Origin of the sequence: Microbacterium keratanolyticum (assembly GCF_016907255.1) — a bacterium.
Classification (GTDB): domain Bacteria; phylum Actinomycetota; class Actinomycetes; order Actinomycetales; family Microbacteriaceae; genus Microbacterium; species Microbacterium keratanolyticum.
In genome coordinates, this window is sequence record NZ_JAFBBQ010000001.1 from 934,450 (window position 1) to 948,179 (window position 13,730).

Annotated in this window: 17 protein-coding genes; 8 read left to right on the top strand and 9 right to left on the bottom strand. The window is 66.7% G+C overall.

What is annotated here, in order from left to right:
• Positions 1 to 96 precede the first annotated feature (96 nt).
• Positions 97 to 651: a small multidrug efflux protein gene (locus JOD62_RS04485; protein WP_204938130.1), complete on the top strand. Its 555-nt coding sequence runs from the start codon at positions 97 to 99 to the stop codon at positions 649 to 651.
• A 141-nt stretch (positions 652 to 792) separates the two neighbouring features.
• Here the strand turns inward: JOD62_RS04485 and JOD62_RS04490 are convergent, their stop codons facing one another.
• Entirely contained in the window at positions 793 to 1,545 is a 753-nt protein-coding gene (locus JOD62_RS04490; RefSeq protein ID WP_204938131.1) for a metallophosphoesterase family protein, read from the bottom strand.
• 102 nt (positions 1,546 to 1,647) lie between these two features.
• On the opposite strand from JOD62_RS04490, the gene JOD62_RS04495 reads away from it, so the two are divergent.
• The 3 genes from JOD62_RS04495 to JOD62_RS04505 all read left to right on the top strand — a co-directional run bounded on the left by JOD62_RS04495 (position 1,648) and on the right by JOD62_RS04505 (position 4,200).
• Complete coding sequence (locus JOD62_RS04495) at positions 1,648 to 2,259, top strand: LysE family translocator (RefSeq protein ID WP_204938132.1); 612 nt, start codon at positions 1,648 to 1,650, stop codon at positions 2,257 to 2,259.
• Positions 2,260 to 2,374: 115 nt separating this feature from the next.
• Positions 2,375 to 2,881 (top strand): RNA polymerase sigma factor, encoded by a 507-nt coding sequence (locus tag JOD62_RS04500; RefSeq protein ID WP_204938133.1) that lies wholly within the window; start codon positions 2,375 to 2,377, stop codon positions 2,879 to 2,881.
• A 41-nt stretch (positions 2,882 to 2,922) separates the two neighbouring features.
• Positions 2,923 to 4,200 carry a hypothetical protein gene (locus tag JOD62_RS04505; protein WP_204938134.1) on the top strand — a complete coding sequence of 426 codons (1,278 nt, stop codon included), beginning with the start codon at positions 2,923 to 2,925 and terminating at the stop codon, positions 4,198 to 4,200.
• Here the strand turns inward: JOD62_RS04505 and JOD62_RS04510 are convergent.
• Entirely contained in the window at positions 4,197 to 5,036 is an 840-nt protein-coding gene (locus JOD62_RS04510; protein WP_204938135.1) for a cytochrome c biogenesis CcdA family protein, read from the bottom strand. The two genes, JOD62_RS04505 and JOD62_RS04510, sit on opposite strands and share 4 nt — an antisense overlap.
• A gap of 4 nt (positions 5,037 to 5,040) precedes the next feature.
• A complete protein-coding gene (locus JOD62_RS04515; protein WP_204938136.1) occupies positions 5,041 to 5,793 on the bottom strand; it encodes a DsbA family protein in 753 nt (250 codons plus the stop codon).
• Positions 5,794 to 5,878: 85 nt separating this feature from the next.
• Between JOD62_RS04515 and JOD62_RS04520 the strand changes: the two genes are divergently transcribed.
• Positions 5,879 to 6,559 (top strand): GntR family transcriptional regulator, encoded by a 681-nt coding sequence (locus JOD62_RS04520; protein ID WP_271171445.1) that lies wholly within the window; start codon positions 5,879 to 5,881, stop codon positions 6,557 to 6,559.
• A gap of 14 nt (positions 6,560 to 6,573) precedes the next feature.
• On the top strand, positions 6,574 to 7,068 hold the full coding sequence (locus JOD62_RS04525; RefSeq protein WP_204938138.1) for a GNAT family N-acetyltransferase: 495 nt from the start codon (positions 6,574 to 6,576) through the stop codon (positions 7,066 to 7,068).
• Here the strand turns inward: JOD62_RS04525 and JOD62_RS04530 are convergent.
• The 5 genes from JOD62_RS04530 to JOD62_RS04550 all read right to left on the bottom strand — a co-directional run bounded on the left by JOD62_RS04530 (position 7,061) and on the right by JOD62_RS04550 (position 11,091).
• Complete coding sequence (locus JOD62_RS04530; protein WP_204938139.1) at positions 7,061 to 7,969, bottom strand: phosphotransferase family protein; 909 nt, start codon at positions 7,967 to 7,969, stop codon at positions 7,061 to 7,063. The two genes, JOD62_RS04525 and JOD62_RS04530, sit on opposite strands and share 8 nt — an antisense overlap.
• Positions 7,970 to 7,991: 22 nt before the next feature.
• Positions 7,992 to 9,215, bottom strand: coding sequence for an alpha/beta fold hydrolase (locus tag JOD62_RS04535; RefSeq protein WP_239526552.1), 1,224 nt, complete (start codon positions 9,213 to 9,215; stop codon positions 7,992 to 7,994).
• Positions 9,216 to 9,299: 84 nt separating this feature from the next.
• Positions 9,300 to 9,506, bottom strand: coding sequence for a CDGSH iron-sulfur domain-containing protein (locus tag JOD62_RS14810; protein WP_271171446.1), 207 nt, complete (start codon positions 9,504 to 9,506; stop codon positions 9,300 to 9,302).
• Positions 9,503 to 10,543 carry an iron-containing redox enzyme family protein gene (locus JOD62_RS04545; RefSeq protein WP_204938141.1) on the bottom strand — a complete coding sequence of 347 codons (1,041 nt, stop codon included), beginning with the start codon at positions 10,541 to 10,543 and terminating at the stop codon, positions 9,503 to 9,505. The genes JOD62_RS14810 and JOD62_RS04545 overlap by 4 nt, the downstream gene beginning before the upstream one ends.
• Before the next feature lie 86 nt (positions 10,544 to 10,629).
• The gene (locus tag JOD62_RS04550; protein ID WP_204938142.1) at positions 10,630 to 11,091 is read right to left on the bottom strand and encodes an NUDIX domain-containing protein; all 462 of its coding nucleotides are present in this window, start codon (positions 11,089 to 11,091) and stop codon (positions 10,630 to 10,632) included.
• A gap of 119 nt (positions 11,092 to 11,210) precedes the next feature.
• Between JOD62_RS04550 and JOD62_RS04555 the strand changes: the two genes are divergently transcribed.
• Positions 11,211 to 11,720 carry a hypothetical protein gene (locus JOD62_RS04555; RefSeq protein ID WP_204938143.1) on the top strand — a complete coding sequence of 170 codons (510 nt, stop codon included), beginning with the start codon at positions 11,211 to 11,213 and terminating at the stop codon, positions 11,718 to 11,720.
• A gap of 26 nt (positions 11,721 to 11,746) precedes the next feature.
• The gene (locus JOD62_RS04560; RefSeq protein ID WP_204938144.1) at positions 11,747 to 12,337 is read left to right on the top strand and encodes an acyl-CoA desaturase; all 591 of its coding nucleotides are present in this window, start codon (positions 11,747 to 11,749) and stop codon (positions 12,335 to 12,337) included.
• 177 nt (positions 12,338 to 12,514) lie between these two features.
• On the opposite strand, the gene JOD62_RS04565 is transcribed toward JOD62_RS04560, so the two are convergent.
• Complete coding sequence (locus JOD62_RS04565) at positions 12,515 to 13,513, bottom strand: diacylglycerol/lipid kinase family protein (RefSeq protein ID WP_204938145.1); 999 nt, start codon at positions 13,511 to 13,513, stop codon at positions 12,515 to 12,517.
• Between the last annotated feature and the right edge of the window lie 217 nt (positions 13,514 to 13,730).

Below are 13,730 nucleotides of genomic sequence, written 5' to 3' on the forward strand. Positions count from 1 at the left end.
GACACTTCTGCGGATCCCCGCAAGAGGCTGAACTGGATTCATCAGCCGGACGACCGGCTCCCAGACGCACAGACAGCCCCTCACATCGGAGTCACCATGAACCTCATCGAAACCTTCCAGAACCTCGTCGCCCAGGTTCCCGAGCTCGTGCAGCCGCTCATCGTCGCGCTTGCCGCCGCGGTGCCGTTCATCGAAGGAGAGGGCGCCGCTGCGATCGGCATCGCCGGCGGAATCAACCCGGTCGTTGCGGCGATCGCGGCGATCGCGGGCAACTTCCTGTGCGTCGCGATCCTTGTGCTCGCCAGCTCCGGTGCGCGCCAGGCCATCGTCACGAGCCGCGCCCGCAAGCGCGAGCTCGCCCTCGCCGGCGGCAGCGAGACCGTCGTCGAAGACGCGGCTGTGGTCGAGTCGACCGACAGCGACCGGAAGGCGGCCCGCAAGGCGAAGTTCCAGCGTGCACTCCTCAAGTACGGCGTCCCCGGAGTGAGCCTGCTCGGCCCGCTGCTGCTGCCGACGCAGTTCACCGCCACGATGCTCGCCGCCGCCGGAGTCACCAAGGTGCGCATCCTGTTCTGGCAGGCGCTCGCGATCATCGGCTGGACGACCATCATCACCGTGCTCATCAGCGGCCTGGTGCACGCCGTCAGCTGACCTGCGATACCCATGGCGCCCGTCATCGCGATCGATGGCGGGCGTTATGTCGTGTGCTTCTCCGCAGAGACTTGTCTGAAAGGAGCCTTTCGTCGATTATCACTGCGGATAACCGACGGATGTCTCCTCTGACGACAGCGATCAGGCCAGCTCGCTCGGGCTCAGCGTGTGAAAGACGGTGCGGATGCTGCGCCCGACGACCGTGTGCAGTGCGAAGCCGGGCATGGCATCCGGGTCGGCGATCGGGTTGATCCGACTGCCGAGACGGAGCCGGGAGACGATACCTGGTGCCCCGAGCACCGGCACTCCGGCGAAAGTCGCGGTGAAGGCCGTGTGGACATGACCCGAGAACACAGCGACGACCGCAGGGGAATCCTGAATCAGCCTCGCGAGGTCGTCGGGGTTTCGCAGCGGGTACGACTCGTCGACCGTGCGATGCCCGACGGGAACAGGAGGATGATGCAGCACCAGCACAACAGGTGCGGATGCCTCCGCGATCAGACGTCGCGCCTGCGCGAGGGTCGGGGCGTCGAGCATCCCGTCGTCTCGCCCATCGACATGGGAGTCGAGCGCGACGATCACGAGGCCATCGAGGTGAAGTGCATCGTCCGGCTGCGCGCTCATTCCCGCACGTGCCTTCGCTTCCTGCAGCGGCCCAGTGAGGTCATGGTTCCCCGCGCAGACGAGGGTCGGGATCTCGGTGGGTAGCGCGGCGAAGAACTCCGCGTACTCCTCGGCTCGACCGTGGTCGGCCAGATCGCCGCTCACGACGATCGCATCGACTTCGGGCAGTTCGACGACGTGGCGCAGCACAGCCTCGAACCGCTCACGGCGTCGGGCGGATCCGTCGAGATGCGGATCGCTGAGATGCGCGATCGTGAGGTTGCCGGTCATCTCGCGAGCGTAGCAATCACTCCACGATGTCGTCGCCGCGCATCGACGGCGAGCGACGATACCGATACGATTCCGAACCAACGATCATCCGAAAGGCACCGCATGAGCATCGCATTCCTGCTGACGACTCTCGTCGTGGTCGCGACTCCCGGAACCGGAGCGGTCTACTCGATCGCCGCGGGACTCTCCCGAGGGACGAAGGCCGGGATCGTCGCCGCTCTCGGATGCACGCTCGGTGTGGTGCCGCACATGGTGGCCGCGATCACCGGGCTGGCGGCGATCCTCAACGCCTCCGCGATCGCCTTCCAGACGATCAAGTGGCTGGGCGTCGCGTATCTGGTCTACCTTGCGTGGCAGACGCTGCGGGACCGTTCACTGATCGATGTCGAGAAGTCTCCCGCTCCGGTGTCGTTCTGGCGGACGATCCGCACAGCGGTGCTCATCAACCTGCTGAACCCGAAGCTCACAATCTTCTTCCTGGCGTTCCTGCCGCAGTTCGTTCCCGCGGGCAGCACCAACAGCACAGGGCACATGGTCTTGCTGAGCCTGGTGTTCATGGCGTTGACGTTGGTCGTCTTCGCGATCTACGGCGTCTTCGCCGCCACGATGCGCACACAGGTCATCAGCCGACCGCGCGTCATGGCGTGGCTGCGACGCACGTTCGCCGCCACCTACGTGCTGCTCGCCGGGCGGCTCGCCCTCGAATCGCGCTAGTCGGGTCCTTCGATCGCCACAGCCGAACTCGTCGGTTCCGACCGCGCGTGCAAGAATCGGCGACAGCCCGACATATCCCTTGTGAGCGGACATCGGAGCCGCCATAAGGAGTGCCATGGGCGATCGATCGGATGCCTCCGCGATGCGATTCACGTCGGAGATCGCGGTGCACCTCGATGCCGTGTTCCGCTACTTCCGGCGACGGGCGGCCACGACCGACGTGGATGACCTCACGGCTGAGGTTTTCGAGACCGCGTGGCGGAAGCTCGCCGACATCCCCTCGGAGCGGGCGCTGCCCTGGCTGTATCGCACCGCGGGTTTCGTCCTGGCGAATCATCGCCGCCGCGTGCAGAGCCTGCCGCTGCAACTCGTCGAAGAGCCGACCGACGAGGACCACGCGCGCCGCATCGCAGAACGGGATCGGCTGTCTCGCGCGTTGGCTTTGCTGCCCGAACGCGACCGCGAGATCCTGCTCCTTCATGCCTGGGAGGGGCTTTCGGGCGACGAGCTCGGCGAGGCGCTCGCGATCTCCCGTTCCGGGGCCCAAGCCGCGCTCTCCCGCGCGCGCACGCGGTTTCGCGAGGTGTGGGAACGCGACGCGCAAGATCTTCCCACCCACTGACACATACTCTCTGACGCCATCCTCCGACGAGACGAGAATCCATGAACGAGCAGACACCTTCCGACGGCCTCCGTCCGCTTCGTGACGCCGATCCGGCCGCAGAGGCAATCGCTTCGGACGCGCTGCGGACACGGGTTGTGGGGATCCCTGCGAGCGGACAGGCTCATGCACGCAGACGGTGGCTCGTACCCGTGGCTGCGGCCGCGGCGGTCGTCGCCGTCGTCGGCGGCGCGTTCGCCTGGGGCTCCGGCGCACTCGCCCCTTCACCAGGAGTCACACCGCTGGCTGTGTCCACGGGCTCGCCCGAGACTCCGGCACCACCGATCGCACTGGGTTCGGCGGGCGGCGGGGCTCTGGAGCTGCAGGCCGACACGATGGCGTCACCGTTCTTCACCGCACAAGGCGCGCATCGGTTTGTGGTCCCTCCGCTCGACGCCGCGACGTCCACGGCGTCCACGTGGGCCTTCGAGGGAGCGTCACGGTACTCCGCAGAGGAGGCATCCCGCATCGCTGCGGCGCTGGGCGTGAGCGGAGAACCCTCTACAGCAGATATGGGCGGGTGGATGATCGGCGACCCGGCTTCAGCACACCTCTTCCTGACCCCCTGGCGACTGTCCTACGAGGAAGGTACGCCACACCCGGTGAAGATCTGTGAACAGCAGGGCGATGAGCAGTACGGGCGCGACAAGCTGAACGATGATGGATCGTGGGCCTTCGGCCAGCACATGATCCAGTGCATGGCCGAGATGCCCTCGCCGAACGAGGACGATGCGCAGGCCGCCATGAAGCGTTTCCTCACCGCCGTCGGAATCGACCCCGCTCACACGCAGATCACGATTATGGATATGGGCGACGACACGACCATCATGTCGGTGATCGCCGCTCTCGTCGTTGACGGCGACGTCACAGACATCACGGCAAACATCCAGGTCACGGCGCAGGGGATCCTTAGTGCCTCTGCCCCCGTCGGCACCGTCGTCTCGCTCGGTGAGTACCCGATCGTGAGCCCCGCGGATGCCGCACTTCGGCTCAACGACACCGCCTATGCTGCTTCCACGGTTCGAAGCCCCGGCATCGCTGACGGCATCGCCGCGTTGCCACCGGATGTTCCAGCCCCCGCGCCCACCCCCGGGGCGGCGATTCCTTGGTCGATCGGGGTGCACGAGATCACCTCTGCGCGCCTCGGGCTCGCCAGCATCATCGGCCCCGACCGTGCGCACTATCTTGTTCCGGCCTACGAGTTCACGGCCTCGGATGGCACCGTCTGGAGCGTGATCGCGCTGGCCGACGAGGCCCTCGCAGAGAGCCCGCTCGGCTAGGAGCCTTCGCCTGCTCGCTGCGCCGCAGCATCCGCCCTCGCACGGAGCATCCGGCTGACACCCCACGCGCCTGCCGCGATCACCAGCACCACGATCAGGACGACGGAGTCGGGCACGCCGCGAGTCGCCTCGTACGCCCACCCTTCGACTTTGACCTGCGTCGAGGCCGAGAGCAGGCCGCCGAGCGAGGACGTGCCGCTCGTGACGAGCAGGAAGACACCCAAGGTCACCGTGAGCGCGCCGCCGACGATACCGGTCCACGTGTTGCGCCAGTGCCCGATCCGCACCTCGCGCGGGCGCACGAGCCGTCGCGCGATCGGCAAGCGTCCCCACACCAGCGCGAGGACGAGCAGCGGCAGCGCCATGCCCGCAGCGAAGAAGAGCAGCGTGACCCCGCCCATGATCGCGTTCCCGCTGACCGCGGCGACGGTGAGCACGGCTCCGAGGAGTGGACCCGCGCAGACACCGGCGAGGCCGTAGACGGTGCCGAGCGCGTACACCGAGACCGGTGTCGTGCTCTGCAGTCCCGCCCCGGAGCTCAGGAACGGCAGCGGGATGTTGAGCAGCATGAGCAGCCCGAGCACGATCACGATCACCGACGCGATCGTCACGAAGGTGAAGCGGTGCTCGTTCACGAACGCACCGAGCGTGCCCGCGAGCACGCCGAGAGGCACGAGGGTCGTGATGAGCCCGAGGTAGAAGAGCCCGGTACGGGCGATGAGTGTGCCGGGGCTCGTGAATGCATACGAGAAGAAGGCAGGCAGCAGCATCACCGAGCAGGGGCTGAGCAGGGTCAGGATGCCGCCGACAAACGCTCCCAGCAGTCCGATCTCCATCGGATCAGCCCTTGCTGTCGACCGCGTTGTCGAGGAAGTCGCGGAAGATCGCGATCGGCTGCGCACCCGAGAGCGCCGTGCCGTCGGCGACGAAGAACGGGACAGCACTCACACCGAGCCGCTGCGCCTCGGCCGTGCTGGTCTGCACCGCGGTCCGCAGCGCGGGGTCGTCGAGGTCGGCGGTGAACTTTGCAATGTCAGGGATGCCGACCTCCTCTGCGAAGGCGATCAGCTTCTCACGAGGGAGCTCCGCATGACCGGTGCCCGGCGCCGCACCGAAGACCGCGTCCAGGTACTCGAAGTACATGTCCTGCGCGGCTGCCGCACGGGCAGCGACGGCCGCCGTCTCTGACTCCTCGCCGAAGAAGGACACGTCGTTGAGCTCGAGGCGCACCTTGCCGCTGTCGACGTACTCCTGAATCACGGTGGGAAGCGTGTCGCGGTGGACGGCGGCGCAGAACGGGCAGCGCATGTCGGTCCACTGCACGAGCACGACAGGAGCATCCACGTCACCGATCGCCATGGGGTCGTCCGCGTCGCGGCGGATGTACGGCGCGTCCTGCGCGGCGCCTGCCGGGCTCTCGGCCGCCGCCGGCTTGTCCGCCAGCGGAGCCTTCTCCTGCCCCGATCCGGTGAGCTGCGCGATCACGACCATCGCAAGGAAAGCCACCAGCAGCGCCAGCCCGATCGTCAGGCGTCGGTAGAAAGTGACCTTCGACTGGAGTTCCTTGAGACCGGGCTCTGCGGGAGTGCTCATGAATCTAGGATACAAGTGGCATTCTAGGAGCGCCCTTCACGCGCGACTTGTATCCTTGTCCCCTCTCACCCGGCGGAGGCGAACCGTGCACGACGCAGACTCCAGCGCATCAGCGCGGGCATATCGCAGCATCCGAGATGCGATCCTCGACGGCTCGTACCCACCCGGCGACATGCTCGGCGAATCCTCTCTCGCCGCCTCACTGGAAATGAGCCGCACTCCCGTGCGCGCCGCACTCGCGCGATTGCAGGACGAGGGCTGGATCGTCATCTATCCCAAGCGCGGCGCGGTGGTGCAGGGACTCAGCGAACGCACGATCGTCGATCTCGACGACGCACGCCTCATCCTCGAATCCACCGCCGTCGGTCGCGCCCCCCAGCTTCTGCGCGAGCGCCTCGCCGATCGGCTGAAGGAATCGGTCGACGCGCAACGCGCTGCGTTCAGGCGTGGAGACGTGCGCGAGTTCGTCGAACTGACGATGCGATTCCACCGCGGCTTCGTCGAAGCCGGCGGCAACAGCGTGCTCCTGGAACTCTACGATCGCCTCGCCGACCGGCAGCGTTTCGTGCTCTTCGACGCCGGCGACCGGCTGCTCGATCGCTGCGCGGAAATCATCCAGGAGCACCTCGCGCTCACCGACCTCCTGCGCGCCGGCGACGCCATCGGCTTCTCTGCGGCGCTGCGCACCCACATCTCAGAGGTCACCAACCCCGCGCGGCCGGTGCACGAGTTCGACGGTGTGACCACGTTTCCGCCCCTGACCTGAACGAAGGAGAGACAATGCCGAACATCAATGACTCCGACGGATCCGCAGACAACCCGATTGTCGTCCGCCCCATCATGCAGGCGGATGCGGGCCAGGTGCTGACGATCCAACGCGCGGCCTTCGTGTCCGAGGCGCTCATCTATGGCGACCCGAACCAGCCGGCCCTCACTCAGACGCTCGAACAGCTGGAAGCGGAGCTCCGAGACGCGAAGGGTTTCGTCGCTGTGCAGGGCGAGCGGGTTGTCGGGGCCGTCCGTGCGCGCGAGAACGAGGGGACACTGCAGATCGGACGCGTCGCGGTCGCCCCCGACCTGCAGGGCGAGGGCATCGGTCGCAGGCTTCTGGACGCGATCGAGAACGACACGGATTGCAGCGAGGCCGAGCTGTTCACCGGCAGCCTCAGCGAGGCGAACATCGAGCTCTACAAGGACTGCGGGTACCGCGAGGCGGAGCGCATCGAGCAGGGCGACGGCACTGCGCAGGTCTTCATGCGCAAGCGGCTCAGGTAGCGAGCCGCGTGATCCACTCCACGGAGGTGATCGCTTCGCGACGCTGAAACTCGCGAAGCGTCGTCATCCCGGGAGGCGCCGGCCAGCGGCATTTCTCGAACCAGGCTCCGGAGATCGCCGACAGCAGCGAGATCTGATCCTCCGTACGAGCACCGGCGAACACCCGGTGGTCGAGAAACGGGGTGACATCGGCGGCAGCATCCGCCACCTGCACATCCAGCAGGTACAGAAAGGCATCCACCCAGCCCGCACCCCTGCATGCCCAGGGCCAGTCGAGCAGGTGGGCGTGCCCCGCCGCATCGATGAGCATGTTGTCGGCACGGAGGTCGCCGTGGATCAGGCGATCGCCGGCGACCGCGGATGCGACGCGCTCCCCTGCGGCCCGGAGAAAGGCGAAATTGTCCTGGCACCAGGGCGTCGTGGTCTCGAGCAGCCCGTCCTCCTCGAGGCGTCCCCACGAGAGCGCATCGCCCGCGAGCTCGTCTCCGAGTGACGGAAGATCGGCGTCGGTCGACGAGGCGGTCAGCGCGGCGAGGGAATCGAGAACATGCCGGGTGTCCTCGGCAGAGGAACTCTGCGGATGCCTCCCCTCGACGTCCTCGATAACGAGAACAGTCCACTCGTCCTGCGTGAACGCATCCACGAGATGGGCAGCGGGGAGGTCGCGCGGAATCGCCCGCAGCACCGCAGCCTCCCGCTGGTAGAGCTCGAACGTCCCTTCCGCGCTGGCCGATACGGCCTTGACGAAGAGCCGCTGGCCGTCGATGAACGACACCCGGGATGCCACGCCCGCCGAGAATCCTCCGCTCTGCGTCGTGGCTTCGTGAACCGGGGCTCCGGCGACCTGCTCGACGCGCTCGCGAATGTCGGAGGGAAGTTCTGCGAAGTCGAGGCGTGCCATCGAACGAGCCTATCCGCGCGCGTCAGACCCCCTGCGCGTCCAACCATTCCTCGAGTGCGATCAGCGCCAGGTAGGCGACAGTGCCGTGATCGGCGAGCGCGATCGGGTGGTAGGTCACATCCATCCCGTGCTCTCGCTGGGCCTGTGCGAACTGCTTCGTGCTGTCAGGGACCACTAGCTGATCTTTCAACCCCTGGGCGACGAAGAGCGGGGCGTCGAAGGTCAGCGCCCCCGCCGAGTTCTCTCGCAGCAGCGTCGCCCATGGTTCTGTCGTCGTCGGGTCGGAGAGGAAGAACTTTCCCACGACGGGCTCGGCGATCTTGTGGAGCTCGTCCAGGTCGCTGAGCAGACAGAGCGCGTTCATCTCGGGAAGGATCTCGCGCGCCCCCGGGGTGAGGATTGTGGCGAGATCGGCGCCACGATCACGGTAGACGTCGGCGTATGACCGGAACGCGTACGAGCCGATCGTCGCGCCCGACACGTCATCGAGATGCGCCTGCATGAGCGAGCCCAGCTCCGCCGCCGGTGCTGCCACCGCCACCGCGTCGATGCGCAGCTCTGGCGCGTAGGTCGGCGCATACTCGGCGGCGAAGAGGGCCGCCTGACCCCCCTGCGAATGCCCCCAGAGGACTACGGATGCCCCCGCATCCGCCTCCTCGATCGCCCGCGCCGCCCGCACCGCGTCGAGCATGCTGTGCGCGGCGGTATCCCCGACGAGGTACGAATCGGGCCCCGCCACTCCCATGCCGACGTAGTCGGTCGCGACCACCGTGTAGCCGCGATCCAGCAGCATCCGAAGCCCCTCGATGTCGAGGAACGGATCGAAACCTCGCGACGGTGCACAATCGCGGGCGGAGCCGGTCGTCGGATGTCCCCAGGCGAGCACCGTGCGTCCGCCATCGGGGGCGTCTCCGTTCGGAGTGATCACGACGCCGCTCGCGAGTTGCGGAGCACCGTTCACATCGGTCGTGCGATAGAGGATGCGCCACGCCATGGCGTCGAACGGATGTCCCTGCAGCGGCTCGATCCGGACGATCGACCCGGGCTCACCGGCGACCTCGGCCGGTGCGTCGTAGAACTCGGCGAGTGCCTTCTGATCGAGCTGATCGCCGAACAGGCGGGGGCCGAATGCGACCGCGAGGATGCCGACGAGGGCGACGAGCGCGCACGCGATGATGAGGAACGTGCGGCGAAGCCGTGGATGCGCGCGGGGCTTCTGAGCGGGACTCTCCGCCATCTCGTTCATCGCGCTGTCCCTGGCGAGTTCGGCCTCGCATTCGCGGTCATGGCGACTAACGTACGCAGATCCGCGGCGATGCAACAGATGCGATCAGTCGTCGGTACGGAACCCGGCTGCCTTGTGCGTGCCATCGCAGAACGGCTTGATCGCAGAGAGACCGCAACGACAGAGTGCGAGCGTCTTTCGGTGCCGTTCGATCGGCTCGCCATCCGCGGTCTCCAGCTGCACGTCGCCCCGGACGATCAGCGGCCCGTCGGGATACGCGGTGACCGTCGCGGGTTCGTGTCGCCCGCTCACTGCGCCGCTCCTTCTCGCAGCGAGGAGGTTCCGCGCCGCCACGCGGTGAGGATGTGCTCCCCGACCGCACCGTCGATCGTCAGACATGCTGCGGCACCGAACATGATGTCGGCGAGCAGGTCGGGGCGTTCCTCGGCCAGTGCGCCGGCGAGATCACGAGCCGCGATCTGCTCGTGCACTGCATCCGCTTCCACATGCTCGTCGAAGTAGTCGGTGACATCCTCGCCGAAGCCCAGACGCCGCAGGCCATCTCCGTACAGCTTGTTCGGAATCGAGGAGGTCATCTCGAACGCCGCAAGATGGCCGACGATCGCCCCGATCAGCCGCCGGTTCAGCCCGAACATCGACATCATGTTGTGCGAGGCGAGAGTGATGGCAGGCACATCGTCGATGTAGGCGCCATAGGTGTCATCGAGGCCGGCGCCGCGAACCGCCTTCGCGAAGATCTCCGCGTGCACCCGCTCCGGGCGTCCTCCGCCATACTCATCCGCCTGGATCTCGACCAGCGCCGCCTTCGGCCTGCCGGTCAGGCGCGGGATGGCCCAGGAGTGCGGATCCGCCTCGCGCAGCGTGTAGATCGACCGGTGGATGAAGAACTCCCGCGCCTGCTCGAGGGTTGCCTTCCTCGCCAGGTACCGGGAGAGGCTGGGCCCCGTGTCCCCGGCCACGAGAGCGAACAGCGCCCTGGCGACCGCATCCTCCGTCGGCTCGGGAAGCTCGGGCGGGGCAACCGCGGCCCGCAGAACGCGCTCGAACTCACGCTCCAACCTCTGCCGTGCGCGGATCAGATCCGGGTCCCACTCCCGCCCGGCGTCGAGCCCGGGCAGCGAGCCGTACGCCGACGCGTAGAGCAGAAACAGGGCGAGCTGGATGTCGTCATCGCGAAGGATGTCACCGCAGCGCACCAGCGCCTCCTCGACAACCTCACCCAGTGCAGTGCGAGCATCCGAGGTGAGTGCGTGGAGGACACTCTCGCTGAGCGCGCCACGCGGCGAGCACGGAACAGAGGTGGGATGGGCCAGGGCGATGTAAGTCATGAGGCACGCTCCGTAGATGGACGAGGCCTCAGTCTCTCCGTGCAGCGCGGGGCGCGCGAGGGTCTTGACCCGACGAGCCCGCGGCGCTACGGCGCGGGCTGCGCTCCCTCGAGCCGGAAGAGCTCCATCGCGCCCGCCGGATAGAGCGGAAGCGCCTCGCCGTCATCCGCGAATGACCGCCACACGACAGGCACGATCTCACCATTGCTCTCTGTGAGGGTTGCACCGGCCTCCGCGGGTTCGGGGTCGAGGCGTCCGGTGTAGACGAAGACGATCTCGTGTCCGGCCTCGCCCTCGTATCGGAAGATGTTCTCGACCACGCCGAGGTAGCGCAGGTCGCCGATCGTCGCCGAGAGTTCCTCCGCCACCTCGCGCTCAATGGCCGCGCGATGGGTCTCGCCGTGTTCGACGCTGCCGCCGATGAGGCGGTGGAATCCGTTCGGGTTCTCTGCTGTGGGGACGTTGAGACTCACCGCGTGCGCGGAGCCCGCGGCATTCGGCGCTATGAGCATCGCCTTGACACGGATGCGGCTTCGATCGATCGACACCCGGATACGCTACTCGACCGGTGCGCACACCCCGAGAGCTGCGCGATCCGCAACTCTGCGCTGCAGCAGCCGAGTTCGAATCTGTGAGCGCTCCCAGTGTTGGGGCGTACCGTCGGTTCATGAACACACAATTGAAGATCGCAGGGCAGAGCCCTGAACCGCTGGGGCTGGGTTCCGTCCTCATCGGCTCGCTTCCCGCGACGCTGATGACCGAAGACGCCCCCGACCGCTACACCGTGGAAGCGGTGTTCACGCGCAAAGCCGATCGCGACGAAGTCGCCGCGATCCAAGGAAACGCAGTGCGCGCGCACCTGTCCGCGAAGGGATACTCCACCGTCGAACTGCACGTCGCAGACCGACGACTTGAGATCGCGAACACCAACCTGGAAGAGCTGCGCGATGGACTGGCTGCAGTCATCGCCGACGAACTCTCCGAGATCAGCGCCGCCATCCAGTCGCGACGTGAGATCACCGCCCATCGATTCCTTGCCGACTCGGTACGGGAGCAGACCCGCGTGGCCGCGGTCGCCGAACTGGCTGATGCGGTCGCGTTCGATCGATCTCCGCAGTCCGACGACGAAGCTCGCATCGAAGACTGGGTCGAAGAAGGGGGCGCCGTCCGCACATAGGGCGACGCCTCAGAGACGAGGTCACCATGGACGGCATCCGTTCTACCGCCCACGCCCGCCCACGCGACGCGGTGTCGCGCGGGTCGAGCACGTTCACGGAGCTGGCTCAGCAGGTCCGCGAACGAGGACTGCTGCGCCGAAGGTACGGCTACTACTGGTCGAAACTCATCGGCGCACCGCTTGTTCTGGCATCCTGCCTTCTCGTTTTCGTCTGGATCGGAGACACATGGTGGCAGCTCTTGGGCGTGGCGTTCGCACCGAACCACAAGGGAATGCCGATCGTTCCGCGTGAGCTGACGCTGGACTTCCTTCGCCGCCAGGTGATGATGAGCCGCAACATCCGAGGCAACAGGGCGCTCGACATCGCGATGGGCGGGCTGAATTACCAGATCGAGCACCATCTCTTCCCGTCGATGCCGCGCCCGCACCTACGACGCGCGGCACCCATGATCGCTGCGTACTGCCGCGAGCAAGGGGTGCCGTACACACAGGTGGGGCTCTTCGCCTCCTATGCAATCGTGATCCGTTACATCAATCGCGTCGGGCTGGGCGAGCGAGATGTGTTCACCTGCCCGCTCGCCGATCAACGCAGCCACATCGGTGCTCTCACGACGTAGAGACGACGGAAGGGATGGCCTTACACCGCGCGTCGCGCGGGTGTACGCTCCAGATCAGAGGCATCACTTGGCTCTGGGAGGGTTGTTCCGGGGGATGCGCTCTGGTTGATAGGAACTCTCGCCCCGCTGCTGCGACAACGCCGGTTCGGGTGGGGGTTCCTGTCCCTCAGGTCGACCTCAGCCGGCTTGCGGTTCACTCGTCGCGAGCGTGGCCTGTCGCGCGGAAACCCCGCTGCTGATCAGCAGCGCGCCCGATTGCACGTGGATCCGCGCACGCAGAACCAACCCGAAGCTGTCTCCGTCGAGTTCGATCATGTGCGGGGTCTCGAAGCGAGCCTCGAAGCGCTCGGCCTGTGCGTAAGCGAGCGTGTGCAGCTGAGGAGCTCGATGCAGCATCCTCCGGCTGAATGCCGAGGTGCGGGCGATGCCCTGCAAAGTCAGACGCGTGCCGATCTGCGCCCAACCGAAACGGCGGCGAGGGCGCATCATCACGACGTCCAGTTTCCCGTCGTCGATCGTGGCCTTGGGAATCAGCAGCATGTTGCCGGTCAGGGTTCCGCAGTTTCCGACGATGATCGTGTGCGCGCCGGTCGAGCGCACGGATTCTTCGTCGATCCGATAGTCAAGTCTGAAGCTCCGGTGTCGAAGGATCGACCTCGCGATCGGGCCGACGTATGCGAGCCAGCCGAGGTGTTTCTTCGCGAACGCGCTCGTGTACTCCGCCATCTCGGCGTCAAGACCGATACCGGCCATGACCATGAAGGCATGCGTGCGACGGTCGCCGGACCCATCGTCTAAGTCGATGACGCCGACATCGATGGCGCGAAACGGACCAGAGAAAGCAGCCTCAACGCATCCGTCGATGTCGTTGAGGGGGATGCTGAGGTTACGTGCCAGGAGGTTGCCGGTACCCGACGGGACAAGAGCAAGGGGCGTGCGGGATCCGCGCAGAACTTCGGCGACCGCCCGGACGGTCCCGTCACCGCCTGCGACAGCCACGACCGCCGCCCCTCCGTCGAGCGCTTCCTGCGCGGCGCTGACGCCGGAGTCACGTTCGCGCGTCGGATACCAGCGCGTCGTCGCCCATCCGTGGCGTGCCTCGGCCGCGTCAAATACCGCGCGAAGACCGTCAGGTGAGGTTCGGTGAGGGTTGTAGACGACGGCCGCGTGCCTCACTGCGATCAGCTTTCCTGCGACGGCCCGTCAATGTGTCGGGCCGCGGTCCGTTCGCGAGTCGCCGCAGAGGGAGCGTACTCATGCCAATGGCTCGCGACGTCTTCAGCCCAGCTGGCCTCTTGCTTCTCCGAGACGCCTGCGCCCGGGTCGGCCTCATTCTCTTTCGAACTCATCTTCGAACACTACGCGCCCAAGATGTGAGGCTGTCCAGGAACCG